Origin of the sequence: Streptomyces paromomycinus, from assembly GCF_003865155.1 — a bacterium.
Classification (GTDB): domain Bacteria; phylum Actinomycetota; class Actinomycetes; order Streptomycetales; family Streptomycetaceae; genus Streptomyces; species Streptomyces chrestomyceticus.
Window position 1 is genome coordinate 4989938 of record NZ_BHZD01000001.1, and the last position, 23748, is coordinate 5013685.

Below are 23748 nucleotides of genomic sequence, written 5' to 3' on the forward strand. Positions count from 1 at the left end.
GTGGCCAGGGCCGCGGCGTACTCCGACATGGAGCCCGTCTTCGAGGAGTGCCTGCGCGACCTGCGGGTCACCCTCGGCCTTTAGGGCTCACCTGTGGGGCCGCCCCCGCACCGCCGCGGCCAGGTGTTCGCGGAACCACCGGTGGCCCGGGTCCGCCGAGTTGCGGGGGTGCCAGGCCATGCCGAAGTCGATGGCGGGGAGGTCGAGGGGGATGGGGAAGGTGCGCAGGCCGAGGGCGGTGATGGTGCCGGGGAGCCAGTCGGCGAGGGTGAGGGCGACCAGGTCGGTGTCGCGGGCGAGGATCATCGCGCTGGTGTGACTCGGGACGACGACCGCGATCCGGCGGCGCAGCCCGCGTTCGGCGAGGGCGCTGTCGATGGGGCCGAGGCGTTCACCGTGCCGGGAGATGCCGATGTGGCCGGCCGCGGCGAAGCGGCGGGCGTCGATCCGTCCGGCGAAGAGCGGGTGACCGCTGCGGGCGACGCCCGCCACCGTCATCCGGGTCAGCGGCTGGGTGCGGATCTCCGGGTCGAGGGGTCCCAGTACGCCCAGTTCCACGTCCACCGAACCCTGCCGCAGCGCCGGGCCGCCCTCCGCCGCCTCCGGCAGGAACACCACGTCCACGTTCGGGGCTTCCTGGTGGATGCGCTCGGTCAAGATCCCGGCCAGTCCCGACAGCATCAGGTCGGTGGCCTGCACGGCGAAGGTGCGCTGGAGGTGGACGGCGTCGAACCCGGCCCCGGGGCGCAGGACGTTGTCGCAGCCGCGCAGCAAATCCGCTACCTCGTCGCGGAGTTCCACGGCACGCGGGGTCGGGACCAGGCCCTGGCCCGCGCGGACCAGCAGCGGATCGCCGACCGCGCGGCGCAGCCGGGCGAGGGTGCGGCTGACCGCGGCGGGCGACGTACCGAGCCGTCCGGCGGCGCGGGTCACGCTGTTCTCCTGGAGGAGGGCGTCCAGGACGCGGAGCAAGTTGAGATCCAATGACGCTCCTGAGCTGGGCTTTTGCGTTTGAGGCAACTATTGGATGCCGATCCTTGCATTGTTCGCCGGGTCGCCGCGAGCCGAGAGTGGAGAAGTCCGCGAACACGCGTGACGCCCCGTCCACACCACACCACTCAAGGAGTTCGCCATGCCGCAGTCAGCGCGCACCGGCCGGGACGGCGACGTCCTGGCCGTCGTCAGTCAGACCGGTCCGTCGGTCGCGTTCTTCGACGCCGCCACCGACCGGCACGTCGGTACGGTGGACGTGCCGGCCCAGCCGCACGAGCTGTGCTACGACCCGACGCAGCGGTTGCTGTGGTGCACCAGCACGTACCGCTCGGGCTACTACCACGCGAACAGCGGCCGGAGCACCGAACTGACCGTCATCGACCCCGACACCCGGCGCGTCGTCGAGGTCATCGACCTCGCACCGGAACACGGCCCGCACGGCCTGGCGCTCGACACCGCGCGCCGCCGCCTGTACGTCAGCGTGGAGGGCTCGGCGGACCGGCCCGGCGGCGTCGTGGTGATCGACACCGAGACGCGCCGGCCGGTAGGCCGGATCGACACGGACGCGCCCGGACCGCACTGGTTCGCCATCGACCCCGCGGGCACGACGGGTTACGCCACCAACAAGGAGGCGCCGTTCGTGTCGGTCGTGGACCTCGAACGGGGCGTCCTCACGACGAAGGTCGAAGTGCCGGGCAGCGAGGGGCTGGCCGTCGCCGCCGACGGCACGCGGGTCTTCGTCGCCGCTCCGTACGCCGGTTCCGTGCTCGCCGGTTCCGGGGACCGGCCGGACGCCGGCATCCAGGTCATCGACGCCCGGACGGCGTCCGTCGTCGGCACCCTGCCCACGGAACACGTCGTCGTACCCGTACACCTGACCTCGGCGGGCCAGCTGCTCGTGGGCGAAGAGCGAATGGCATCCGACCCGGAATCCCAGCCCGGAGGACACGCGCCGGGGCGTCTCACGGGGTTCTCCGCCGGGACCGGCGAGTGCCTGGGCGGGATCGAGGTGGGGCGCGCCCCGCTGACCATCACCTCGTCGCCGGACGGCCGTCTCGGGTACGTGGCCTGCATCGCGTCGTCCACCGTCGAGGTGGTCGACCTGGAGACCTGGGAGATGGTCGCCCGGCTGGACATCGCCAAGCGCGGCGAGGCGGGTGCCCACGGGCTGGCGTACATTCCGCGGGCGGCCTGAGCGCACTCAGCCGCCGGTCACCGCCTGGCGTGCCTCGTTGTAGACATCCCGGACCTCGTCCATGGCGGCTCGCCACTTCGGGTCGTCACGGTCGAGGGTGTGAACGAGGCGCTGTGCGGCTTCCATGCGCTGATCGAGGTCGCGTCGCCGCTTCAGCTCGACGGCTGTCGCCCACTTGAGCCGGAGACCCTTGATGCGCTCGGACGACTCCGCTTCTGTGGCCCTGGTGAACTGTGCGTCGGGTTGGGCACTCATGCCGCTGCCCTCTCCCTCGTACCGGGTGCTGGCCGGGGTGGCGCCGTGCTCTCGCATCCTAGGGCGGCAGGCGGGGCGCGTGCTGCTGAAGCGAGCAGACGTGGGTCGCGTACGACGGGCATGGCTCCCCGGATCACGGGCAGGCGGCCCCGGCACCAGTGAGCGCCGAGAGGAACGTGTGATGCGGAACAAATGGGTCAAGCGGGCGGCCGTGGCCGCGAGCGGGGTGTTCGTGGCGGGGGCGTTGCCGCTGATGACGGCGGGGCCGGCGCAGGCGTGGTCGTGGGACTGCCAGCAGTATCTGCGGCACAAGGGGTACAACGTGCCGGTCGGTGGCGAAGCCGCCAAGGCGTGCTCCATCGCCGAGGACGGTGAGGGGTCGCGGTACTCGCTCGACATCTGCCGCCAGCGGCTGGAGGCGCTGCACGTCAAGGACAAGTACGTGAAGCCGGCTTGCAAGAAGGGGGCCGCGCGGTAGGGGCGCAACCTGCGGGGCCTTGGCGACGGACATCGCCAAGGCCCTTTTTCGTGATACGTGATCCGTGAGACGTCAGGCGTCAGACGTCAGGCGTCGGAAGAGAGCCCCACCGCGTCGGCCAGTGACCCGATTTCGAGGGCGAGGAGTGTCGCGGAGTCGTGGCCCATGCCCTGGAAGCTGCCCTGGACTTCGAGGCTGACGATGCCGTGCATACGGGACCAGGCGAGCACGGAGGCCGCGAGCGCGGGGACCGGGTCGTCGGCGGCGGGGGCGTACGCGGCGGCCCACTCGGCGACCGCGGGGGTGTCCTCCACCCAGGCGCGCATCTCGTCGTACAGCGGCTCGGCGGCCGGCCACGGCGTGCCCTCGGCCAGGACGGTCAGGAACGGGCCCATGACCGCGCGGGCGCTGCCCGTGGTGTGGGCGGGGGCCTCGTACGACGCTGCGGGGGTGCCCGCGAGCAGCAGGTAGCGGTGCGGCTGGACGAGGGCCCAGTCGCGGTACGCGTGGGCGAGGGCGAGCAGCCGTTCGCGCGGTGACCGGCCGGCGGTCCGGTGTGCGGCGGTACGGATGGCCTCGGCGGCGTCCTCGTACCCGTCGCTGATGAGCGCGGTGAGCAGGTCGTCCCGGTTGCGGAAGTACTTGTAGAGGGCGGGGCCCGACATGCCGAGGGTCTTGGCGATGGCGTTGATGCTCAGCGCCTCGATGCCGCCCTCCGCGATCTGCGCCAGCGCGGCCTGCTTGATTTCCTGCTGGAGCTGGGCCCGGTAGCGCTGGCGTGGGGTTTGGGGGGTGGGGGCCCCGGAGGGAGCGGGGGGCGTAGCGGGGGGCATGTGGCGGCTCCAGAAGTCGGGCAGGGCGGCGCGGGATCTTCGGTGTGTCCGAAGGCAGGGTATCGAGTCTAGTTTTGGTTAGAGGTTGTAGCTATAGTGAGTGGTGCGAGCGCGTGACGCCGTGGTGCGGCGTACCGCGTTCCTTCGTGCTTCTTCGAGGTCAGGGGTCTCTCATGTCCGCAGCCACGCCATCCGCCCCACTGCACGTCGTCCTCGGTACCGGCCCGGCCGGCACCACGCTGGCCGAGGAACTGCTCCGGCAGGGCTTCCGCGTACGGACCGTCGACCGCTCGGGCCGGGGCGGCCTGCCGGGGGCGGAGGCCGTCGCCGCCGACCTGGGGTCACCGGTCGCCGCCCGGGAGGCGGTGGCCGGGGCCGAGGTGGTCTACCACTGCGTCAACGTGGCCTACGAGCTCCAGGTGGAGGTGATGCCCGCCCTCCAGAAGGTCATCGTGGACGCCGCGGCGGCGGCCGGCGCCCGGCTGGTGGTGATGGACACCCTCTACCCGTACGGGCCGTCCGGCGGCGTGCCGCTGACCGAGGACGCCCCGTGGCGGGCCACTTCCCGCAAGGGGCGGATGCGGGCCCAGTTGGACCGGGCGTACCTGGCGGCCCACGACGCGGGACGGCTCCCGGTCGTCCTGGGCCGCGCCGCCGACTTCTACGGGCCGCGCGTCCTCAACTCGACGCTGGGCGGCACAACCTTCCCGGCGGCCCTGACCGGCGGCACGGCCCTGGCCCTCGGCAGCCTGGACCTGCCGCACAGCTTCACCTACATCGGGGACGTCGCCCGCGGGCTGGCCCGGCTCGGCCAGGAGCCGGACGCGTACGGGAAGGCCTGGCACCTGCCGACGGCCCCGGCTCCCACGGTGCGCGAGGTGCTGGCTCTGGTGCGGGAGCGCGCCGGGGTTCCGTTCGAGACGGAGGTACTGGCGGAGCCGCGACCCTGGGGGCCGTTCGACGAGGCGTTCATGGCGGAGTACGCCGAGCTGTTCTACCAGCACACCGAGGCGCAGACGATGGTCTCGGACGCGTTCGAGCGGCGCTTCGGCATGACGCCGACCCCGCTGGCTGACGGGATCGGCGCGACGGTGGAGTGGTACCGGGAGTGGCTGGTGGAGCAGGGGGCAGCGGTGGGGGCCGGGGAAGGTACGGCCTGAGGGGCAGCCTGGGGCGGCGCTTCAGGGGGCCGGTTGCCCGGCCGGGGCGGGAGACGGTGCTTCATCGGTGCCCGAGACCGCTGCGGTCCGGGCCCGCCCCGGCAGCCGGAGCGCCAGGGCCATGCCGACGGCTGCCACACCCGCGAGGATCGTGAGCGTCGGGCCCATGGCGGAGACGAAGACGGGGTCGCTTCCGTGCAGCCCGCCGCCGGGCCCCGCCCCACCCCCGGGCGCGGCGAACGCCGTCATCAGCATGGTCGCCGCGGCCACTCCCAGCGTCGGCCCGATGTTCATCGCTGTCTGCTGGAGACCACCGGCCACTCCGGCAGTGTGTGTGGACGCCTGGCGTACGACGACGGCCGTCGCGGTCACCATCACCGTGCCGAACCCGGCGCCCAGCAGCAGGAAGCAACTGCCGATAGCCACGCTGCCCGACGTCTGGCCGAGCCGGGACATCAGGAACACGCCGCCGGCGATCAGGGCTGCCCCGTACAGCGTCGTGCGGCGCGCGCCCAGCCGCCGTAGCAGGACGGCCGAGGCCGGTGCGCCCAGCACCATCGTCACGGCGAGCGGCAGCGTCTCCAGGCCGCTGCGGAACGGGTCCAGCGCGAGGACGTCCTGGAGGTAGTACGTGCAGAGGAACAGCGCGCCGAACATGGCCGCTGAAGCGCTGACCAGGATGCCGAGGGCCGGGGTGACGCCCGGGGCGCGGAGCACGCCGGACGGGACCAGCGGCGCGGACGTCCGCGACTCGTGCCGTACGAAGGCCGCTGCGGCCACGACGGCGGCCGCGAGCCCGAGTGCGGTGACGGGCGTCCAGCCGGACTCCGGCAGCCCGACGAGCGTGTGCACCAGGCCGCTCAGGGCCACCGCGAGCAGGCAGGCGCCGGGCAGATCGAGCCGGTCCGGCCGGGACGGCCGTACGGGGGCGGGCAGGGGCTCGGCGCCGCCCTCGGGGCCCGCCCCTGGCACCCGTACCGCCAGGGCCACGGCGCACGCCCCCAGCGCGGGGACGACGTTGAGGAAGAAGACCGCCCGCCACCCCAGGTGGGCGGCGAGCGCGCCGCCGAGTACGGGACCGGCCGCGGCCGCGAGCCCGATGGCGCTCGTACGGATCGCGATGGGCCTGCCGAGCCGGTCGGGCGGGTAGGCCGAGCGGAGCATACCCAGCGTGGCCGGTTGCAACAGCGCGCCGAACACGCCCTGGGCGACGCGCAGGCCGATGACCCAGCCGATGCCGGTGGCCAGCCCGATGCCCGCCGAGGTGACGGCGAAGCCGAGCACCCCGGTGGCGAAGACCCGCCGGTGGCCGTAGCGGTCACCGAGCCGGCCCGCGAAGACGAGCAGTCCGGCCACGGCGATCAGATAGCCGGTGCTCGCCCATTGGACCTGTACGAAGGTGGCGCCCAAGTCCCGTTGCAGGGTGGGCTGGGCGACGGTCAGCACGGTGCCGTCCAGGGCGACGATCACGGCCCCGGTGATGCTGCTGACGAGGGTGAGATGCCGGAGACGGGTCGGAGTCATGGGGTCACCGGGCCGCCGGGCCTAGGTGTGCGTCGAGCGCGGCGCTCAGCAGCGGCTCGACGTCGGCGGTGCCGGTCGCGAGCTGGAGGCTGCCCCATCCCCACAGTTGGGCGATGCCGTGCAGGTTGGCCCAGAGGGCGCCCGCTACGACGGCGGGGTCGGCGGCCGGGCGGGTCCCGACCTGGGCGATCAGGTCGACGAGCGTGCTGAACAGCGGCAGGCTCGTATCCCTTAGCCCGAGGTGGCCGCTCTCCAACAAGTCGTGGCGGAACATCAGCTCGTACATGCCGGGGCGCGTGCGGGCGAAATCCAGGTAGGCACGGGCAAGAGTGTGCAATTGCGCGCGCGGGTCCGGCGGGCTGTCGGCCGCCGACGCCGCTAGGTGCTCCGACAGCTCGCCGAAGCCCTGCCGCGCGATGGCGGACAGCAGGGAGAGGTGCGTGGGGAAGTAGCGGCGCGGGGCCCCGTGCGAGACGCCGGCGCGGCGGGCGATCTCCCGCAGCGTCAGCGCCTGCACTCCCTCGGTCGCGACCAGTTCGGCTCCGGTGGTCACCAGGCGGGACCGGAGCCCGCCGTCTTCCGGCTGCGGCCCCGAGGGCTCGCTCGACGTGTGCATAGACAGTGTCTACCAGTGGCGAGTAGACGCTGTCTACTCACCGTTTTCCGGAGCTGTGGGATAATGATCATGGCCCGCATGTCGCGGGCATTCCATATACGTACGCCCGGCTCTCCCGGGCGGAAACGGGGTTTACGGGAAATGCGGATTTCCGGAAAGCGCGGCCGGGTGGCCGGAATCGCGGCCAGCGCGGTGTTCGTCGGCGGCATGCTGCTCGGTACGGCTTCGCCTGCCAGCGCCAAGTCGAACGACTACGCGTGCGGCAACTGGAAGAGCGGCAAGCACAAGTGGACCGCCAGCTGCATCGTGTGGAGCGGCAAGGCGCGCGCCGAGACCGAGTGCTGGAATTCCAAGCGGAAGACCTATGCCAAGAACGGCGCCTGGGTCGGCCGTGGCTCGTGGTCGTTCGGCGGCGACTGCGGCAAGGACAAGCTGGTGTCGGTCGGTACGAACTGGAAGCGCTGACCTGGCGCGGCGGAAACTGGCGGCGCTGACCTGAAGCGCTGATACGAAGGGCGTCCGGGACGGTTCCACCACCAGCCCGGACGCCTTTTCCGCTACGGGAGGCCGGCTCCGGCTGCGCCTTCGCACCGCACCCCGCACACTGGCAACAATTGCCTCGTCGCGCGGCACGAAGCCGTAATCGGCGGCACGAATCCTGATTCCGGGGGCGCGGCGAATCAAATCAGCAGGACCGAAGGGGCTGATTTGTGATGCGAGTAGCGGTCGTAGGACAGGGATATGTGGGCTTGACCGGAGCGGTCGCCCTCGCCCATCAAGGCCATCACGTCACCGGGGTCGAGCAGGACCCGGACCGGCTGCGCCTCCTGGACGCGGGCCGGGCCCCGGTCTTCGAGCCCGGACTGCCGGAGCAGCTGGCGGCCGCGCAGGCCACCGGGCGGCTCGGTTTCTCCGGCTCCGTCACCGAAACGCACCGGCGGACACCGTTCGACATCGTGCTCGTCACGGTCGGCACGCCGCCAGCCGCCGACGGGTCCGCCGACCTGACGCAGGTCACCTCCGTACTGGACGAGATCCTGCAACTGCTGCCCGCCCCCTGCGTGGTACTGAAGTCCACCGTGCCGCCCGGTACGAGCGCCGTGCTCGCCGAGACGTATCCCGGACTGCGGGAACGCTTCGCGTACAACCCCGAGTTCCTCAACCAGGGCAGCGCGCTGGACGACTGGGCCGTGCCCGCCCGTATCGTGGCCGGAACCTGGGGCGAGGCCGGGCTGCGGGCGCTGCGTGAGCTGTACGAGGGGATCGCCGCGCCGTGGGTCGAGACCACGCCGTCCGGCGCCGAAATGATCAAGTACGCCAGCAACGCCTTCCTCGCCACGAAGATCAGCTTCGCGAACGAGGTGGCCGGCATGTGCTGCGGCCCGGACATCGACGTCGACCACGTGATGCAGGGCGTCGGCTTCGACCCACGGATCGGCCACGCCTTCCTCCAGCCCGGCCTCGGCTACGGCGACTCCTGCCTGCCCAAGGACACCAACGCGCTGGCCCACTGGGCGAGCACCGAGGGCCTGCCGACCCCGCTGCTGCGCGCCACCATCGCCGTCAACGACGCCCAGTTCGGGCTGGCCGTCCAGCTGCTGCGCACCGAACTCGGCGACGGGCCCGCCGACGGCCTGGCGGACGCGGAGATCGCGGTGCTCGGCGTACGGTACGAGCCCTGGAGCGACGACCTGCGCGCGGCGCCCAGCCGGACGGTGGTCCCGGCGCTGCTCGGCCAGGGCGCGCGCGTACGGGTGTGGGACCCGGGCACCGACACGGACGCCATCGCGGGGCTCTTCCCCGGCGCCCGCCCCGCGCCCGGCCTGACGGAGGCGGTCGAGGGGGCGCACGCCGTCGTGGTGCTCACCGAGTGGCCGCAGGCGATCGAGGCGGACTGGCGGGCCCTGTCCGCCCTGCTGTACGAGCCGCGGCTGGTCATCGACGGCAAGAACTGCCTCAGCCCCGAGCAGATGGCCGCCCTGCCCGTCCGCTACCGCAGCATCGGCACCCGGCTGCCCGCGTCGGCCGTCAGCGGCAGGTCCGGCCCGTCCGTAAGCGGCAGGTCCGGCCCGGCGGCCGGTGCGCGTGGCGCGGGGCCGGCGCCGGAAGCCGCGGTCCGCAGCCGCCCTCCGGAGCCGCCGCCCCCTCTCCCAGACCGGTGAATATCGGGACGTAAGGAACCGTGCGCGGCCGTCGCGGGTACGGACACAGGGACACAGCGGTCGGCGCCCACGGCGAGGAGAGCGTTTCCGGTGAATCAGCCACCCACGCTGGACGAGCCGCCCCCGGACGAAGCACCCCCGGAGGCGGCCCGTCCGGAACCGTCGGCGTGGGCCCCGATGCGCCGCCGGATGTTCCGGGCGCTGTGGATCGCCCAGCTCGCCGCCAACATGGGCACCTGGATGCAGACCGTCGGCGCCCAGTGGCTGATGGGCGACCTCGGCGGCGGCCCGCTGGAGGTCGCCCTCGTCCAGACGGCCACCACCCTGCCGGTCTTCGCGCTGGTGGTGCCCGCCGGAGCACTCGGCGACATCCTCGACCAGCGGCGGCTGCTCCTCGGCGGGCAACTGCTGATGTTCATCGGCGCGGCCGGCCTGGCCGCCGTCACCGCCGGTGACCAGGCCACCCCGACGCTGCTGCTCCTGCTCACCGCCGTGATGGGCGTCGGCGAGGCCTTCTGCATCTCCTCCTTCCAGTCCATCCAGCCCGAACTGGTCACCAAGGACGAGATCCCCCAGGCAGCCCTCCTGAACAGCGCCAACGGCAACGTCGCGCGAGCCGCCGGACCGGCCCTCGGCGGCATCCTGATCTCCGCAGCCGGCCCGGCGGCCACCTTCGGGATCAACGCGCTGTCCTTCCTGGGCGTGATGGTCGTCCTGTACGCCTGGCGGCGACCCGCCACCCACCGCCCGCTGGGCTCGGAGCACGTACGCGGCGCGATCCGCGCGGGCGCCCGGTACGTGCGCAGGGCACCGGAGTTCGGTGCCGTACTCGGCCGCTCCGGGCTGTTCATGCTCTTCGCGGGCGGCCTGTGGGCGCTGCTCCCGGCGATCGCCCGCGGCCCGCTGGGCATGAGCGCGGGCGGCTACGGGCTGCTGCTCGGCTGCGTCGGGGTGGGCGCGGTGGCCGGTGCGCTGGCCCTGCCCGCGGTACGGCCCCGTACGACGACGAACGGCCTGGTCACCGTCGCGATGATGCTGTACGCGGCCACCATGGCCGTGATCGGACTGGTCACGTCGTCGCTCGTCGCCGCCGTCGCACTGATCATCTCGGGCCTGGCCTGGGTGGCGGTGCTCTCCACCCTCTCCGCCTCGGCCCAGATCCTGCTCCCCGTCTGGGCACGCACCCGCGCGCTCGCCTACTACCAGCTGGTCTTCATGGGCGGCCAGGCGGTCGGAGGGGTGGGCTGGGGGCTGGTGGCCGACTGGTTCGGCGTGCAGAGCGCGTTCGTGATCGCGGGCATCGGGCTGGCGCTGACCACGGTGGTGGGCATGCGGACGATGCCGATGCCCGCGGGCCACATCGACATGGAACACGTCCAGCACTGGCCCGAGACGGAGAGCATGCAGACGCCGGGCCGCAACATCGGGCCCGTCATGGTCATCGTGGAGTGGCGGGTGGACCGGCCGGACGCGGAGGCGTTCATCCGGGCCATGCGGCCGGTCGGCCAGGCCCGGCGGCGGACCGGCGCCACGATGTGGGGCCTCTACGAGGACATGGACGATCCGACGCTGTTCCTCGAAACGTTCACCGTCGTCTCCGAGCGGGAGCATCTGCGCCAGCACCTGGAACGCGGGACCAAGGAGGACCAGGAGCTGGAGCTCCGGGCACGCGGCCTGACCCGCCCCGGCAGCGCTCCCCGCGTACGGCACCTGATCTGGGCGTACGCCCTGGACCGCGACGAGGAGCTGACGGCGCACGAGCACTGAGCCGCCGGGGCGGCAGGCCGTGCCGTGCGCCCCCGCCCCGCTCCCGCCACGCCCCCACCCGCACCCGTCCGCATCCTGGACCGCCCTCCCGGACGCATACGTGTTGTATCTATGCTGTGCACATGCCCTCATCCGTCGCTCCGGTCACTGCTGCCCCGGACACCCCACGCGCCACGAACGCCTCCGCACCCGGCCCCGCCGCCGCGCCCGCCAAAGCCCCGCCCGCCGCCGAGCGGGTCTACGCGTACGTCAAGCAGGCCGTACTGGAGCGCCACTACGAGGGCGGCATGCTGCTCACCGAAGGGGAGCTGGCCGAGGCCGTCGGCGTGTCGCGCACGCCCGTACGGGAAGCGCTGCTGCGCCTGGAGGTCGAAGGGCTGCTGAAGCTCTACCCGAAGAAGGGCGCCATGGTCCTGCCGGTCTCCGCCCAGGAGATCGCGGACGTGGTGGAGACCCGGCTGCTCGTCGAGGAGCACGCCGCGCGCAAGGCCGTGCCGGCCTCTCCCGCGCTCATCGCCGAGCTGGAGGACCAGCTCGCCAAGATGGTGGAACTGGCCGCCTCCGGCGACCTCGCCGCCGTCTCGGTGGCCGACCGCTGCTTCCACGCCGCTATCGTCCGCAACGCCGGGAACCAGATCCTGGACCGGCTGTACGAGCAGCTGCGGGACCGGCAGCTGCGGATGGGCGTCGCCGTGATGCACGCCAACCCGGATCGGATCGCGAAGAACATCGCGGAGCACGGCGAGATCCTCCAGGCGCTGCGCGCCGGGGACGCGGCCGCGGCCGTGGACGCCGTGCACCGCCACGTCAGCTGGGTGCGGAACCTGGCGCAGGGGGACGTCCGATGAGCGGCGGAACGACGAGCGGCGGAACGACGAGCGGCGGTACGGCGGGCGGCGGTACGGCGGGCGGCGGTATATCGGGCGGCGGCCCCACGGGCCACGGCACCCTGCTGCCCGGCGACCCGCCCGGCGGCCGCAAGGCCATGGCCGTCTGGGGCATCGGCGTCGCCGTCTACTTCGTGGCGATCACCTACCGTACGAGCCTCGGCGTGGCGGGCCTGGACGCGGCGGAACGTTTCCACATCAACGCCTCCGCGCTCTCCACCTTCTCCATCCTCCAGCTCCTCGTCTACGCGGGCATGCAGATACCCGTCGGCCTGATGGTCGACCGGCTCGGCACCAAGAAGGTGCTGATCCTCGGCGTCGTGCTGTACACCGTCGGCCAGTTCGGCTTCGCGCTGTCGCAGTCGTACGCCATGGCACTGGGCTCGCGCGCACTGCTCGGCTGCGGTGACGCGCTGACGTTCATCAGTGTGCTGCGGCTGGGCGCGCGCTGGTTCCCGGCCCGCCGGGGCCCGTTGATAGCCCAGATCGCCGCCCTCATCGGCATGGCGGGCAACCTCGTCTCCACCCTCGTCCTGGCCCGCCTCCTGCACACCTTCGGCTGGACCCCGACCTTCGTGGCCAGCGCGCTCGGCGGCTTCGTCGTCCTCGCCCTGGTACTGGCCTTCCTCAAGGACCATCCCGAGGGTTACGAGCCCGCCCCGGCTCCCGCCACACACACCGGCGGCGCGTACGTCCGCCGCCAGATAGCCGACGCCTGGCGCGAGCCGGGCACCCGGCTGGGCATGTGGGTGCACTTCACCACCCAGTTCCCGGCGATGGTCTTCCTGCTGCTGTGGGGCCTGCCGTTCCTCGTCGAGGCCCAGGGCCTGACGCGCGGTGAAGCGGGCGAACTGCTCACCCTCGTCGTGCTGTCCAACATGGTCGTCGGCCTGGTCTACGGGCAGGTCATCGCCCGCCACCACAACGCCCGTACGCCGCTGGCGCTCGGCACCGTCGCCGCCACCGCGCTGCTGTGGGCGGTCACGCTGGCCTGGCCGGCCGACCACGCGCCCGTATGGCTGCTGATCGTCCTGTGCACCGTGCTCGGCGCCTGCGGCCCCGCCTCGATGATCGGCTTCGACTTCGCCCGCCCGGCCAACCCGCCGGAGCGCCAGGGCACCGCCTCCGGCATCGTCAACATGGGCGGTTTCACCGCGTCGATGACCACGCTGCTGGCGATCGGCGTCCTGCTGGACGCGACCGGCGACAACTACCGGATCGCGTTCGTCTCCGTCTTTGTCCTGGAGGCGCTGGGCGTCGCACAGATCCTGCGGCTGCGCGGCCGGGCGCACCGGCGGGAGCGGGAGCGGCTGGTGACCAGCCGGGTGGAGGCGGTGCACGTACCGGCGTGAGGGGCCGAGGGGCCGGGCGGGGGTGTTCCCGGCCGTACGCCCGTGAAAGCTCGCGCCCTACGACGTGACCGTCCCTGCACCGTCCCCGTCACGGCGTGATCGCGAAATGCTCCAGCACCGCGTCCGCCAGCGGCCGGTCGCCGTCGATCTTCACCTGCCCGGCGACGGCGGCGGGCCGCACCCGGCCGCAGGCCAGCCGGAAGAACGTCTCCCAGTCCATCGCCAGCGTCACGGCCGGGCCGAGCGAGACGCTCTCGTCGATCGTGCCGTTGCCCTGCGCGTCCACCCGGACCGTCCGCATGAACTCCAGCGCGCCGCCCACGTCGAAGACCACCGCCGAATCGGCGGGCGCGCCCGCGTCCTTGGCGACCACCTTCGGCAGCGCGAGCAGCAGCAGGTCCCGGGTGAGCTGCGCGCCGGGGGAGTCGAGGTTGCCGGGCAGGTTCAGCGCGTGGCGCAGGTCCTGTTCGTGCACCCACACGTCGAACGCCCGCTGCCGCAGGGCGTACGCGAGCGTGCGGTCCTCACCGAGCGGGGTGCGCAGCACCGTCTCGGGGTCGCGGGTCTCGTTGCGCAGCGACCGCGCGCGGCGGATGACCATGTACTCCAGCTCGGCGGTCATCTCCGGGCCGGTGTGGTGCCGCCGGACGTCCACCTGGAGCTCCATCCGGCGGGCGAATTCCGTGCGTACGTGGTAGAGGTCGCGCGGCAGGGAATGGATGGGCCGGGGGTCCCCGAGCATCTCGCTCTCCAGGCCGATGATGTGCGAGACGATGTCGCGCACGGACCACCCCGGAAGGTCCGTCGCCCGGTTCCACTCGCCTTCCACAAGTGGCTTGACCAGCTCGGATATCGCCTCGATGGAGTGCGACCAGGCATCGATGGAGGGCTGCAGGCTGGGATGGACGGTCACGGGACCCCTCGGACGGTTCGTACGCGGGCTGCGGTCTGTGCAGTTAAGTTACGCTGCGCACGGGTACCCCGGCAGCGCTTTCGGGTGACCATCGTAGGCTGATTTTTGACGGCGGACCGGTTCGAATGCTTAGGCGGTGGTACTGTGCGCGCTTCACTGATCCAGCTGCACGTGGATCCGGCGGAACCAGTCAATTCACGCCATGAACGGGCCGGTTCACTGGTCCGCGAGCGAGCGGCCAGCGACCTGGTCGTCCTCCCCGAACTGTGGCCGGTCGGCGCCTTCGCGTTCGAGACCTTCGCCGACCAGGCGGAACCCTTCGAAGGCCCCACCCACCAGGCGATGTCGCAGGCCGCGCGCGACGCCGGCGTCTGGCTGCACGCGGGCTCCTTCGTCGAACGGGCCCCCGACGGCACCCTCTACAACACGTCCCTGGTCTTCTCCCCGGACGGCGCCCTCGCCGCCTCCTACCGCAAGATCCACCGCTTCGGCTTCGACAAGGGCGAGGCCGTGCTGATGGGCGCCGGCGACACACCGGTCACCGTGCCGCTCCCCGACACCACCCTGGGCCTCGCCACCTGCTACGACCTGCGCTTCCCCGAACTCTTCCGGCAGTTGGTGGACGCCGGCGCGCAGACCCTCGTCATCCCCGCGGGCTGGCCCGCCCGCCGCCGCGCGCACTGGTCGCTGCTGGCCCGCGCCCGCGCGGTCGAGAACCAGAGCTACGTACTGGCCTGCGGCACCGCGGGCACCAACGGCGGCGTCGAGCAGGCGGGCCACAGCGTCGTCGTCGACCCGTGGGGCGAGGTCCTCGCGGAGGCAGGGCCGTACGAAGAAGTGCTGACCGTCGACCTGGACCCGGCCAAGGTGGCGAAGACCCGCGCCGACTTCCCGGCCCTGCGCGACCGGGTACTGGGCCTGCCCACCCCGTAAAGCCCGCTCACCCCTCCCTCTCCCGCTCCGCAAGCCGGATCACACACACCGCCACGGCGATCAGCAGCGCCGCGTCGGCGTCCTCCCGCACCACGTGCACCGCATAGGTGTCCCGCACCGACAGCCAGCGGCGCGAGATGTCCGCCAGCAGTTCGCCGTCGTACTCGACGGCGAACTCGCGGTCCAGGATCTTGCCGCTGACGTCCAGCTCGGTGCCGTCCACCAGCTCGACCCGGTAGTGGTTGCGCAGCAGCGACAGCCGCTTGCGCCGGACGGTGGCCAGCGGCCGGTCGTCCCGCTCGATCGTCATGGTGTCGCGCAGGGCGAGCCACTTCTTGCGGATGGTCACCAGCACCCGCCGCTCGGGGTCCTTCAGCTCGAAGGTCTCCCGCAGCCGCAGCGCCTTGCCGTCGACGAGATACACGTGCCGCCCGTGCTCGTCGTCGATCCAGTAGTCGTCACCGATGCCGAAGATCCGGTCGTGCACGAGAAGCTTCATGCCGGACATGTTCCCGGCCGCCTCGCCCCCACGCGCCCGCACGCCCCGGGACACGCCGCCACCGGCCCGCCCGCGCACCCAGGTGACCTTGGAACGGGCTTGCGCGGGTCCTTCGCCCCCGCAGGCCACCGCACCCGGACCATGACCCCATGGCAGACGCGGCGACGACACGGCACTTCACCCCGGACCCGGGCTGCACCCGCTGCACCCACCTGAACACGACCCGCCGCCGCGCCGCGGCCGCCCACGACCACAGCGCCGAGACGGACGCCCGGGTCCTGATCAAGGAACACGTGCGCACGGCGCACGGGACGGAGCTGGAGGAGGGGTGGACGTGAGGGGCGGGGCGCCGCCGGGACAGACATTGAACTGCCGCCGCACCAGCACGCTCGCATCCGACCGTGGTCTACACGGACAGCCCGCCGTGCCGGCGTTGGCATCTGTCGTACTGCAAGTGCAGACGACGGAGGTCTTGCAGCGCGGCAACGGGAAATGGGTACCGCATCCACTTCGCCCTGTAGCCGTCCTCCCCGTGGAGCCGGGCCACCGATTGAGCAGCCTCCAGGACGACGTGCCCGAGGAGGCCAAGGGGCTGAGTGGAGGTCCACGAGAGTGTGCCTGCCCGGTCCGGCACGTCGAAGCTCGTGGACATGTCGGGAAACCGGTAGATCGCGATGTGCACGTCCGAGCCGCTGCGGCGCAGGACCCACCTGACTTCGGCCGGCTCAAGATCGAAAGAGAAACGCTGGACGGAGGTGCGGCCGTGGAGCCCTGCGACACCGTGGAGCACGTCTGCGAGGGCGTCCGTGCAGTAGCTCACGAAGTCTTTCCGCTCCGATGCACCGTCCGCGATCCGGCAGATCGCCCAACCAGTACCTCTCAGTTCCCAGCTGAACTCAAGCTGACTCATCCCACCCCCTGCCGGTGCTCTTCTTCCGAAGGCGACGGTACAGCGGCGGTGAGGGCAGCCCACCCCACCCTTCGCGCCGGCCGTCGCCGCCGCGGCGGAGCGCATGGCCTGATCAGGCGCGGTGTACGGGCGTGATCCTGCGTTCACGGCCGGGTGGCAAGCTTGGAGCATGAACGATGCCGCCCCCGCGCCCCGCCGTGCCCGTGTCCGTGCCCCCGAGCTGATCGGCAAGGGCGGCTGGCTGAACACCGGCGGTAAGGAGTACACCCTTACTGACCTGCGGGGACGCATTGTCATTCTCGATTTTTGGACCTTTTGCTGCGTGAACTGCCTGCACGTCCTGGACGAGCTGCGGGAGCTGGAGGAGCGGCACCGGGACACCGTGGTGATCATCGGGGTGCACTCGCCGAAGTTCGTGCACGAGGCCGAGCACCAGGCCGTCGTGGACGCCGTCGAGCGGTACGAGGTCGAGCACCCGGTGCTGGACGACCCCGAGCTGGCCACCTGGAAGCAGTACGCGGTACGGGCCTGGCCGACGCTGGTCGTCATCGACCCCGAGGGGTACGTCGTCGCGCAGCACGCCGGTGAGGGGCACGCGCACGCCATCGAGACGCTGGTGGCGGAGCTGGAGGCCGAGCACGAGGCGAAGGGGACGCTGCGGCGCGGCGACGGGCCGTACGTGCCGCCGGAGCCGGTCGCCACCGACCTGCGCTTCCCCGGCAAGGCGCTGCGCCTGCCCGGCGGCACGTTCCTGGTCTCCGACACCACCCGGCACCAGCTCGTGGAGCTGGCCGCGGACGGCGAGACCGTACTGCGCCGGATCGGCAGCGGCGAGCGCGGCTTCGGCCCGGACTCCTTCAGCGAGCCGCAGGGCCTGGCGCTGCTGCCGGACGGCACGGTCGCCGTCGCCGACACCGTCAACCACGCGATCCGCACGTTCGACCCGGAGACCGGCGAGATCGCGACCGTGGCCGGCACCGGCAAGCAGTGGTGGCAGGGCTCGGCGACCTCCGGCCCCGCCCGCGACGTCGACCTGTCCTCGCCGTGGGACGTGGCCTGGTGGCAGGACCGGTTGTGGATCGCGATGGCCGGCGTGCACCAGCTGTGGACGTACGACCCGGCCACGGGGGCCGTCGAGGCGGTCGCCGGTACGACGAACGAGGGCCTGGTGGACGGGCCGGTGGCCGAGGCGTGGTTCGCGCAGCCGTCCGGGCTGGCGGCGGGCGGCGACCGGCTGTGGGTCGCCGACTCCGAGACCAGCGCGGTCCGCTGGCTCGACACCGACCTGGTCGTGCACACGGCGGTCGGCACCGGCCTGTTCGACTTCGGGCACCGCGACGGCGACGCGGCCCAGGCACTGCTCCAGCACCCGCTGGGCGTCACCGCGCTGCCCGACGGCTCGGTGGCGGTCTCCGACACGTACAACCAAGCGCTGCGCCGCTACGACCCGGCGACCGGTGAGGTCACCACGCTCGCCACCGACCTGCGCGAGCCGTCGGACGCGGTGCTGGTCGGCGGCGAAGGCTCCGGCGATCCGGAGATCGTGGTGGTCGAATCGGCGCGGCACCGGCTGACCCGGCTGCGGCTGCCCGAGGAGGCCGTACGGGTCGAGTCCGTCGCGCACCGCACGCAGCGCGCGGCGACCGAGGTCGGCCCCGGGAAGCTCAGCCTCGACGTCATCTTCCAGGCCCCGGCCGGCCAGAAGCTGGACCTCCGGTACGGCCCGTCCACGCGCCTGCTCGTCAGCTCGACCCCGCCCGAGCTGCTGGCCTCCGGCGACGGCGCGGACACCGACCTCAGCCGGGAGCTGGTCTTCGCGGACGGCGTGACGGAGGGCGTGCTGCACGTCTCCGCGATGGCGGCGTCCTGCGACGACGACCCGGCGATCGAGTACCCGGCCTGCCATGTGCACCAGCAGGACTGGGGCGTGCCGGTGCGGGTGGTCGAGGGCGGTACGGGGCGGCTGGCGCTGGTGCTGGCGGGGATGGACGAGGCGGCCGCCGGGTGACACGGGGCGCCGGCCCGGGGCCGCCCCCGGGCCGGCGCCCGCCTACCCCTTCGGCTTCGTGTAGCTCTCCGCCCGGTTCAGCGTGCTCTGCCAGTACGTGACCTGAGAGGCACCGACCGCCACCGGCGCGGTCGGGAAGGAGACGCGCTGCGGCGGCCCCTTCGGGGCGCCGTTCAGGTCGCTGCCGCTGAACTCGATCGTCGCGTACGTCTTCTTGCCGCTGCCCTTCTGGGCTGCGGTGGCGGTGGGAATGCTCGCCCAGACCGCGCCCTTGGGCCGGACGGTCTCCACGTCCCCGCCCATGACATTGCTGCCCTTGAGCAGCGGCAACGGGTCCTTGGCGCCGCCGAAGCGGATCAGCGGGTGGTGGTAGACCAGGCAGGAGCGGGTGCTGCTGGTGTTCACGGCCTTGATCACGACGTGGTCGTTCGGCGTGTGCGCATACACCTCGAAGCGGAACATCCCCGGGCCGCAAGCCCGCGCACTCCGCGAACCGGCCGCCGCCCCGGCCCCCGCGCCCGCTGCCGCGCCACCGCCGATGATCTTTTTCTTCTTGCTCTTCGACGAGGACTTCGAGGACTTCGAGGACTTCGAGGACTTCGAGGACTTCGAGGACTTCGAGGACGACTTCTTCGCGCTCTTCTTGCCCTTCGAATTCCCGGAGCAACCGGTCAGCGCGAGCGATCCGGCCATCGCGACGGCGAGCGCCGCGTAGGCGGCGGAGCGGCGGGAGCGGCGTGCGGACATGGGGTCCCCCAGTGGTGTCACGGTGATCGGTACGACGAGTGCGCCGGTGGGGCGTGTGACGGTGTCATGGCAAAGCCACCATAGCGAGTGAGGCACGGGACGCCAGTGCCGTCACCTTCTGTGCCAGAACGCCGCAATCAGTCGCAATAAACGTCATTCTGTGCGGGGGGAAAGCCTGGCGCCGGGGCACAGTCACTACCCGACGGGGCCTCGTTCTCCCCGGGTTCCGGTCAGCGAACCGCCGGCTTCGTCGAGCAGGCGCAACTGGTCGGCGGCTTCGAGCTGCCGGGGGTGGTTCAGCCCGACGAGGCCCTCGTAGGCGGCGGTCAGGGTGGCGCGGGCCTCTTCGTCCCGGTGGCAGCGGCGCAGGACGATGCCGAGGTCGAGGCGGGCCGGTTCGCTCCAGGCCGGCATACGGGCCGCCTCGAAGCGGGCGACCGCGTGCCGTAGCGGTGCTTCGGCCTCAGCCCAGCGGTGCAGGGCGGCGAGGTCGTTGCCGATGTGCTGCTGGGCCGATGCCCGGTACAGGTCGATCAGTTCGTGGGGCTTTCCCGGGATGCCGGCGCGGCACAGGGCCTCGCTGCGCCGGTGGACGGTCAGTGCCTCGTCCGGGCGGCCGGCCTGGCGCAGGAGCCGGCCGAGGGCGTTGAGGATGGAGAGTTCGGCGAGCCGGCTCTGCGGGCCGGTCTGCCGGCTGAGGCAGTCGGCGCCTTGGTGGAGGTGGGCGATGCCTTCGTCGGACCGTCCGAGCCTGTCGAGAGCCAGAGCCGCGTAGTTGTGGGCCCAGCCGACCTGGAGCTGGTCGTCGGTCTCACGTGCCAGGGCCAGGGCCGCCTGCGCGGTGCTCAGCGCGGTGGCGTGGTCGTGGAGGCAGGTGTTGTGGGCCCAGGCGAGGTAGTTGAGATGGACGGTTTCGTCACGCCTGCTGTTCAGGGCGCGGGCGGAGCCGACGGCCCGCTCGAAGACCTCCGTCCACAGCTCCCAGTGCGAGGTGCGGTCGGAGAACCAGTGCATCGCCTCGGCGGTGTCGACGACCTCCCGGTGGCGGCCGGCCGTCTGGGTCCGGCGCAGGGCGGCGAGCCACTGGGTCCGTTCGGCCTCCAGCCAGGCGTGGGCCTGGTCGCGGTCGGCCGGCGCGGTGGCCGGGTCAGGGTCGCCACCCTCGTCGTCGCGGCAGCCGTCGGGGCGGTGGTCGATGGTGAACAGCCGGGCGGCGGCGGTGGCCCGGCGCAGCATCCAGGCATCGGTCCGGGAGTGGGCGAGGGAGATGTCGGCGGGTGTGTCCTCCTTGTCCAGCTGTGCGGTGGCGAACAGGCGGAGGAGGTCGTGGAAGCGGTAACGGTCGGCGCTGGGGTGGGGCTGGAGAAGGCCGGCGTCGGTGAGGTCCTGTGCGTACCTGGCCGCGTGGCGCAGGGGCAGGCCGGCCAGGAGGGCGGCGGTCCGGGGGCTGAAGTCGGGGCCGTCGGCGAGAGCGGCGCGGCGGAAGACGGTGCGGGCGGTCGGGTCCAGTTGCTGATAGGACAGCTCGAAGGCGGCGCGGACCTGGAGGGAGCCGGCCCGCAGCGCGTCGAGGCGGCTCTCGTGGGCGGCGAACCGGTCGACGAGCTTGGCGAGGCGTTCGCCGGGGCAGGAGGCCAGGCGCTGTCCGGCGATGCGTACGGCCAGCGGCAGGTGTCCGCACAGCTCGGCGAGGTCGCGGGCGGCCTGGCTCTCCTGACGGACGCGTTCGGGGCCGATGATGCGGGTGAGCAGTTCGACGGCTTCCTCACGGCGCAACAGGGCGAGTTCGGTGCGGTGCACGGCTTCGAGGCCCGCCAGCGTGTGGCGGCTGGTGACCAGGGTGAGGGTGGGGCTGTGGCCGGGTAGCAGGGGGCGGACCTGATCCTCGGTGGCGGCGTTGTCGAGCAGAAGCAGTGCGCGCCGCTCGCGCAGGACGGAACGGAGCAGCCCGGCGCGGTCCTCGGTGCCGGCGGGCACGGCGGCCTCCGCCACGCCCAGGGCGCGCAGCAGACGGGCGAGTGCGTCGCGGGGGGCGACGGGGCAGTCGTCCATGCCACGCAGGTCGAGGGTGAACTGCCCGTCGGGGAAGTGCGGGGCGAGGGTGTGGGCGGCGTGCACGGCGAAGCTGGTCTTGCCCAGGCCCGGCTGCCCGCAGATCACGGCCACCGGCGGCCGGGCCGGATCGAGGTCTTCCACCAGGGCCCGGAGCCGGTCGAGGGCCGGGCCGCGGGCGGTGAAGTCGCTCAGGTCACGGGGCAGTGCCAGCGTGTGGTGCGCGGCTGTCCGGGTGGCCGGTGGCTGTGCGGTGGCGGCGTCGCGGGCGGCGGGGGACCCGGCGGCCGGACGGGGGATTTCGGCGCGGTCCGGACGGAAGGCTTCGGCGCGAGCCGGGCGGGGGCGGCCCAGGCTTGCGAGGCGCTCCAGTTCTCGGGCGGCCGCGGGGTCCAGACGCAGGGCGGCGGACAGGGCCTGCACGGTCCGGCGCTGCGGGCCGCGGGAAGTGCCGCGCTCCATGTCCGACAGCCCGCGCACACTGACCCCCGCGCTCTGCGCCAGCTCCGCCTGGCTCAGCCCCGCGCCCGTGCGCAGCGCGCGCAGGTGCGCGCCGAAGGCGCCGCCAGCCGGTGTCCCGGTGCCCATCTGTGTGCATCCCCTGATCGACGTGGTCCCGGCAGGAACGGTGAAACCGTCCGGCAGAAGTATGCCCGACGCTACTTCTGCCGGTGGAAATGCCTGGGCCGCCTGCCTTTCATCGGGTTGGCTCTGAGGCGCGGACAAGGAACCGGAACCACCGGCGTCCCGAAGCCGCCCCCTTCCTCTCCGCGGAGCCGGCACCTGTGTGCGTGGGCCCGCGCCGACCACCTCAGGGAAGCCACCGATGAATCCGATCCCCGCACTACGCCGCGCGGGCAGACGCCTGGGCACCATGCTCATGGCCCTCCTGGCCACCTGCACCCTGATGACCGTCGGCAGCACGCCGGCCCAGGCGGAAACCTCCCAGCGGTACACCGTCATCGACTGGCACATGGAGGGCTTCGACGACACCAGTTCCGGGGGCAACGCGGGCGCGGACCGTGCGAACCGGTACCGGCAGATGGTCGCGCGACTCCGCGCCGCCTCGGGCCACGAGATGACCGGCGCCGACAGCCCGGCCCTGCTCGACACGCCGACACGGACGAACACGAACCGGGTCATCGAAGTCCGCGTCTGGACCAACGAGTACGGCGGCCCCAGTGAGTGCCACGTGAAGCTCTACTTCAGCGTGGACAACCTGTACCTCCTCGGCTTCACCGCCCGCGGCCACCACTATCAGTTCCATGACACCACGCTTCCGCTGGCGCGTGAGATCCAGAACTTCGAAAGGCTGGCCACTCCGCCGCTCTTCACCGATCTCGGTTACCGGGGCAACTACGACTCCCTGGACCCCAACGCCAACCGTCGGCACCTCGCGTACCGGGCGATCGACATGCAGCACCAAATGACGAACCTGAGCTACATCACCGACGCGACGCGCAACACCTACCGGGGCACCCTGGCCTACCTCATCGGTGCCACCGCCGAAGCCGCGCGCTTCGGCTGGATCGAGAACCGTATCGCCGCCGCCATCGACCTGGGTTTCGACCCGAGCGATCCGAACCACCCGGCCCACCTCGGCAACTTCGGTGTCGAACTGCAGACCCAGTGGTCGGCCCTGTCCCGCGTCGCTCACCAGACCGTGCACGGTGGGAACGCTGCTCCCGTGACGATCGACGGACGCGCGTACCGCAACGTCACGCAGATACGCCAGGGGACCGGGGGCGTCCCGCGACTCGCCCCCTTCCTCGGGCTCTACGCCAGCGGACGCTGACCACGCCCCCTGCCGGGCAGAGCCGAGTCGGCCCTGCCCGCCACCCCACGGTCCGCGCACAGCCCGCGGGACCGTACCGGCGAAGCCTCAGGCCCTGCCCCGGCGGGCCGAAGAATTCACAACGGAGGTAACCAATGAAGATCTCGGTGAAGAAGAAGACCGGCGTGGTCGGCGCCCTGTTCGCCGCCGCCTGCATGACTGTCGTGGCCACACAGACCCCTGCGGCCGCACAGGGCTCGGCCAGCGGGCTCACCAACTGGCAGACGTCGTACTGCCTCGACAGCGACGCCGACGGAGCCGTCTACACCAAGGACAACAGCAACGGCTGCGGCGTGAACAACCCCTACCAGCGCTGGTACTTCCACTCTTCCGGCAAGGGCGTGATGCTGCAGAACAGCAAGACCGGCCTCTGCCTCACAGGCGGGGGCACAGGAAGCGACCGCGTGATGGCCAGAGCCTGCGACTCCGAGAACCCCCGGCAGCTGTGGGAGCAGCACTACCAGGCGAACGGTACCTCCGTGCTGGTCAACCACCAGAACAAGCGCGCCCTGGACTCCAACATGAAGGGTCAGGCGTACACCAGCAACTTCTCGGAATCCAACTCCTACATGAAGTGGTGGATACCGTTCGACTAGCACCGGTGCCCACCCCGGGCTCCGCCCCGCGGCG

General features: G+C 72.1%; 24 protein-coding genes. 14 read left to right on the forward strand and 10 right to left on the reverse strand.

Annotated features, from left to right (window positions below):
- Positions 1–87: 87 nt before the first annotated feature.
- Complete coding sequence (locus OEIGOIKO_RS21115; protein WP_125055360.1) at positions 88–984, reverse strand: LysR family transcriptional regulator; 897 nt, start codon at positions 982–984, stop codon at positions 88–90.
- Between the two features lie 148 nt (positions 985–1132).
- Between OEIGOIKO_RS21115 and OEIGOIKO_RS21120 the strand changes: the two genes are divergently transcribed.
- Positions 1133–2188: a YncE family protein gene (locus OEIGOIKO_RS21120; protein ID WP_125055361.1), complete on the forward strand. Its 1056-nt coding sequence runs from the start codon at positions 1133–1135 to the stop codon at positions 2186–2188.
- 6 nt (positions 2189–2194) lie between these two features.
- Here OEIGOIKO_RS21120 and OEIGOIKO_RS21125 read toward each other — a convergent pair whose 3' ends face one another.
- Complete coding sequence (locus OEIGOIKO_RS21125; RefSeq protein ID WP_174857195.1) at positions 2195–2443, reverse strand: hypothetical protein; 249 nt, start codon at positions 2441–2443, stop codon at positions 2195–2197.
- A gap of 181 nt (positions 2444–2624) precedes the next feature.
- On the opposite strand from OEIGOIKO_RS21125, the gene OEIGOIKO_RS21130 reads away from it, so the two are divergent.
- Positions 2625–2921 carry a hypothetical protein gene (locus OEIGOIKO_RS21130; RefSeq protein ID WP_125055362.1) on the forward strand — a complete coding sequence of 99 codons (297 nt, stop codon included), beginning with the start codon at positions 2625–2627 and terminating at the stop codon, positions 2919–2921.
- A gap of 86 nt (positions 2922–3007) precedes the next feature.
- On the opposite strand, the gene OEIGOIKO_RS21135 is transcribed toward OEIGOIKO_RS21130, so the two are convergent.
- A complete protein-coding gene (locus OEIGOIKO_RS21135) occupies positions 3008–3754 on the reverse strand; it encodes a TetR/AcrR family transcriptional regulator (RefSeq protein ID WP_125055363.1) in 747 nt (248 codons plus the stop codon).
- A gap of 173 nt (positions 3755–3927) precedes the next feature.
- On the opposite strand from OEIGOIKO_RS21135, the gene OEIGOIKO_RS21140 reads away from it, so the two are divergent.
- Positions 3928–4914 carry an NAD-dependent epimerase/dehydratase family protein gene (locus OEIGOIKO_RS21140; RefSeq protein WP_125055364.1) on the forward strand — a complete coding sequence of 329 codons (987 nt, stop codon included), beginning with the start codon at positions 3928–3930 and terminating at the stop codon, positions 4912–4914.
- A 21-nt stretch (positions 4915–4935) separates the two neighbouring features.
- Here OEIGOIKO_RS21140 and OEIGOIKO_RS21145 read toward each other — a convergent pair whose 3' ends face one another.
- Complete coding sequence (locus OEIGOIKO_RS21145; RefSeq protein WP_125055365.1) at positions 4936–6438, reverse strand: MFS transporter; 1503 nt, start codon at positions 6436–6438, stop codon at positions 4936–4938.
- A 4-nt stretch (positions 6439–6442) separates the two neighbouring features.
- A complete protein-coding gene (locus OEIGOIKO_RS21150; RefSeq protein WP_125055366.1) occupies positions 6443–7054 on the reverse strand; it encodes a TetR/AcrR family transcriptional regulator in 612 nt (203 codons plus the stop codon).
- A 141-nt stretch (positions 7055–7195) separates the two neighbouring features.
- Here OEIGOIKO_RS21150 and OEIGOIKO_RS21155 point away from each other — a divergent pair, with 141 nt between their 5' ends.
- The 5 genes from OEIGOIKO_RS21155 (at position 7196) to OEIGOIKO_RS21175 (ending at position 13222) form a co-directional block, all read left to right on the forward strand.
- Entirely contained in the window at positions 7196–7519 is a 324-nt protein-coding gene (locus OEIGOIKO_RS21155; RefSeq protein WP_246177458.1) for a hypothetical protein, read from the forward strand.
- 248 nt (positions 7520–7767) lie between these two features.
- Complete coding sequence (locus OEIGOIKO_RS21160; protein ID WP_125055367.1) at positions 7768–9216, forward strand: UDP-glucose dehydrogenase family protein; 1449 nt, start codon at positions 7768–7770, stop codon at positions 9214–9216.
- A gap of 90 nt (positions 9217–9306) precedes the next feature.
- On the forward strand, positions 9307–10983 hold the full coding sequence (locus tag OEIGOIKO_RS21165) for an MFS transporter (RefSeq protein ID WP_246177460.1): 1677 nt from the start codon (positions 9307–9309) through the stop codon (positions 10981–10983).
- A gap of 122 nt (positions 10984–11105) precedes the next feature.
- Complete coding sequence (locus OEIGOIKO_RS21170; protein WP_125055368.1) at positions 11106–11831, forward strand: GntR family transcriptional regulator; 726 nt, start codon at positions 11106–11108, stop codon at positions 11829–11831.
- Positions 11832–11968: 137 nt separating this feature from the next.
- On the forward strand, positions 11969–13222 hold the full coding sequence (locus tag OEIGOIKO_RS21175; RefSeq protein ID WP_125058833.1) for an MFS transporter: 1254 nt from the start codon (positions 11969–11971) through the stop codon (positions 13220–13222).
- Positions 13223–13310: 88 nt separating this feature from the next.
- Here OEIGOIKO_RS21175 and OEIGOIKO_RS21180 read toward each other — a convergent pair whose 3' ends face one another.
- Entirely contained in the window at positions 13311–14135 is an 825-nt protein-coding gene (locus OEIGOIKO_RS21180; protein WP_125055369.1) for a maleylpyruvate isomerase family mycothiol-dependent enzyme, read from the reverse strand.
- A 144-nt stretch (positions 14136–14279) separates the two neighbouring features.
- Here OEIGOIKO_RS21180 and OEIGOIKO_RS21185 point away from each other — a divergent pair, with 144 nt between their 5' ends.
- Complete coding sequence (locus OEIGOIKO_RS21185; protein ID WP_125055370.1) at positions 14280–15068, forward strand: carbon-nitrogen family hydrolase; 789 nt, start codon at positions 14280–14282, stop codon at positions 15066–15068.
- A 7-nt stretch (positions 15069–15075) separates the two neighbouring features.
- Here OEIGOIKO_RS21185 and OEIGOIKO_RS21190 read toward each other — a convergent pair whose 3' ends face one another.
- On the reverse strand, positions 15076–15567 hold the full coding sequence (locus tag OEIGOIKO_RS21190) for an LURP-one-related/scramblase family protein (protein WP_125055371.1): 492 nt from the start codon (positions 15565–15567) through the stop codon (positions 15076–15078).
- 149 nt (positions 15568–15716) lie between these two features.
- Between OEIGOIKO_RS21190 and OEIGOIKO_RS21195 the strand changes: the two genes are divergently transcribed.
- A complete protein-coding gene (locus OEIGOIKO_RS21195) occupies positions 15717–15905 on the forward strand; it encodes a hypothetical protein (RefSeq protein ID WP_125055372.1) in 189 nt (62 codons plus the stop codon).
- Positions 15906–15973: 68 nt separating this feature from the next.
- On the opposite strand, the gene OEIGOIKO_RS21200 is transcribed toward OEIGOIKO_RS21195, so the two are convergent.
- Complete coding sequence (locus OEIGOIKO_RS21200; RefSeq protein WP_125055373.1) at positions 15974–16477, reverse strand: hypothetical protein; 504 nt, start codon at positions 16475–16477, stop codon at positions 15974–15976.
- A gap of 169 nt (positions 16478–16646) precedes the next feature.
- Between OEIGOIKO_RS21200 and OEIGOIKO_RS21205 the strand changes: the two genes are divergently transcribed.
- Complete coding sequence (locus OEIGOIKO_RS21205; RefSeq protein ID WP_125055374.1) at positions 16647–18485, forward strand: NHL domain-containing thioredoxin family protein; 1839 nt, start codon at positions 16647–16649, stop codon at positions 18483–18485.
- A gap of 42 nt (positions 18486–18527) precedes the next feature.
- On the opposite strand, the gene OEIGOIKO_RS42940 is transcribed toward OEIGOIKO_RS21205, so the two are convergent.
- Complete coding sequence (locus OEIGOIKO_RS42940; protein WP_125055375.1) at positions 18528–18947, reverse strand: DUF4232 domain-containing protein; 420 nt, start codon at positions 18945–18947, stop codon at positions 18528–18530.
- A gap of 76 nt (positions 18948–19023) precedes the next feature.
- Here OEIGOIKO_RS42940 and OEIGOIKO_RS42945 point away from each other — a divergent pair, with 76 nt between their 5' ends.
- A complete protein-coding gene (locus tag OEIGOIKO_RS42945) occupies positions 19024–19200 on the forward strand; it encodes a hypothetical protein (protein WP_170251787.1) in 177 nt (58 codons plus the stop codon).
- A 227-nt stretch (positions 19201–19427) separates the two neighbouring features.
- On the opposite strand, the gene OEIGOIKO_RS21220 is transcribed toward OEIGOIKO_RS42945, so the two are convergent.
- A complete protein-coding gene (locus tag OEIGOIKO_RS21220; protein WP_125055376.1) occupies positions 19428–21872 on the reverse strand; it encodes an ATP-binding protein in 2445 nt (814 codons plus the stop codon).
- Positions 21873–22110: 238 nt separating this feature from the next.
- On the opposite strand from OEIGOIKO_RS21220, the gene OEIGOIKO_RS21225 reads away from it, so the two are divergent.
- Positions 22111–23079: a ribosome-inactivating family protein gene (locus OEIGOIKO_RS21225; protein ID WP_125055377.1), complete on the forward strand. Its 969-nt coding sequence runs from the start codon at positions 22111–22113 to the stop codon at positions 23077–23079.
- 134 nt (positions 23080–23213) lie between these two features.
- Positions 23214–23714: an RICIN domain-containing protein gene (locus OEIGOIKO_RS21230; RefSeq protein WP_125055378.1), complete on the forward strand. Its 501-nt coding sequence runs from the start codon at positions 23214–23216 to the stop codon at positions 23712–23714.
- The last annotated feature ends 34 nt before the right edge of the window (positions 23715–23748 follow it).

What these genes read in the sequence shown, in the direction of transcription:
- OEIGOIKO_RS21120 (WP_125055361.1), top strand. Translation starts at nt 1,133, where the DNA reads ATGCCGCAGTCAGCGCGCACCGGCCGGGACGGCGACGTCCTGGCCGTC.
- OEIGOIKO_RS21125 (WP_174857195.1), bottom strand. Translation starts at nt 2,443, where the DNA reads ATGAGTGCCCAACCCGACGCACAGTTCACCAGGGCCACAGAAGCGGAG.
- OEIGOIKO_RS21130 (WP_125055362.1), top strand. Translation starts at nt 2,625, where the DNA reads ATGCGGAACAAATGGGTCAAGCGGGCGGCCGTGGCCGCGAGCGGGGTG.
- OEIGOIKO_RS21135 (WP_125055363.1), bottom strand. Translation starts at nt 3,754, where the DNA reads ATGCCCCCCGCTACGCCCCCCGCTCCCTCCGGGGCCCCCACCCCCCAA.
- OEIGOIKO_RS21140 (WP_125055364.1), top strand. Translation starts at nt 3,928, where the DNA reads ATGTCCGCAGCCACGCCATCCGCCCCACTGCACGTCGTCCTCGGTACC.
- OEIGOIKO_RS21145 (WP_125055365.1), bottom strand. Translation starts at nt 6,438, where the DNA reads ATGACTCCGACCCGTCTCCGGCATCTCACCCTCGTCAGCAGCATCACC.
- OEIGOIKO_RS21150 (WP_125055366.1), bottom strand. Translation starts at nt 7,054, where the DNA reads ATGCACACGTCGAGCGAGCCCTCGGGGCCGCAGCCGGAAGACGGCGGG.
- OEIGOIKO_RS21155 (WP_246177458.1), top strand. Translation starts at nt 7,196, where the DNA reads ATGCGGATTTCCGGAAAGCGCGGCCGGGTGGCCGGAATCGCGGCCAGC.
- OEIGOIKO_RS21160 (WP_125055367.1), top strand. Translation starts at nt 7,768, where the DNA reads ATGCGAGTAGCGGTCGTAGGACAGGGATATGTGGGCTTGACCGGAGCG.
- OEIGOIKO_RS21170 (WP_125055368.1), top strand. Translation starts at nt 11,106, where the DNA reads ATGCCCTCATCCGTCGCTCCGGTCACTGCTGCCCCGGACACCCCACGC.
- OEIGOIKO_RS21175 (WP_125058833.1), top strand. Translation starts at nt 11,969, where the DNA reads ATGGCCGTCTGGGGCATCGGCGTCGCCGTCTACTTCGTGGCGATCACC.
- OEIGOIKO_RS21190 (WP_125055371.1), bottom strand. Translation starts at nt 15,567, where the DNA reads ATGAAGCTTCTCGTGCACGACCGGATCTTCGGCATCGGTGACGACTAC.
- OEIGOIKO_RS21195 (WP_125055372.1), top strand. Translation starts at nt 15,717, where the DNA reads ATGGCAGACGCGGCGACGACACGGCACTTCACCCCGGACCCGGGCTGC.
- OEIGOIKO_RS21200 (WP_125055373.1), bottom strand. Translation starts at nt 16,477, where the DNA reads ATGAGTCAGCTTGAGTTCAGCTGGGAACTGAGAGGTACTGGTTGGGCG.
- OEIGOIKO_RS21205 (WP_125055374.1), top strand. Translation starts at nt 16,647, where the DNA reads ATGAACGATGCCGCCCCCGCGCCCCGCCGTGCCCGTGTCCGTGCCCCC.
- OEIGOIKO_RS42940 (WP_125055375.1), bottom strand. Translation starts at nt 18,947, where the DNA reads ATGTTCCGCTTCGAGGTGTATGCGCACACGCCGAACGACCACGTCGTG.
- OEIGOIKO_RS42945 (WP_170251787.1), top strand. Translation starts at nt 19,024, where the DNA reads ATGATCTTTTTCTTCTTGCTCTTCGACGAGGACTTCGAGGACTTCGAG.
- OEIGOIKO_RS21220 (WP_125055376.1), bottom strand. Translation starts at nt 21,872, where the DNA reads ATGGGCACCGGGACACCGGCTGGCGGCGCCTTCGGCGCGCACCTGCGC.
- OEIGOIKO_RS21225 (WP_125055377.1), top strand. Translation starts at nt 22,111, where the DNA reads ATGAATCCGATCCCCGCACTACGCCGCGCGGGCAGACGCCTGGGCACC.
- OEIGOIKO_RS21230 (WP_125055378.1), top strand. Translation starts at nt 23,214, where the DNA reads ATGAAGATCTCGGTGAAGAAGAAGACCGGCGTGGTCGGCGCCCTGTTC.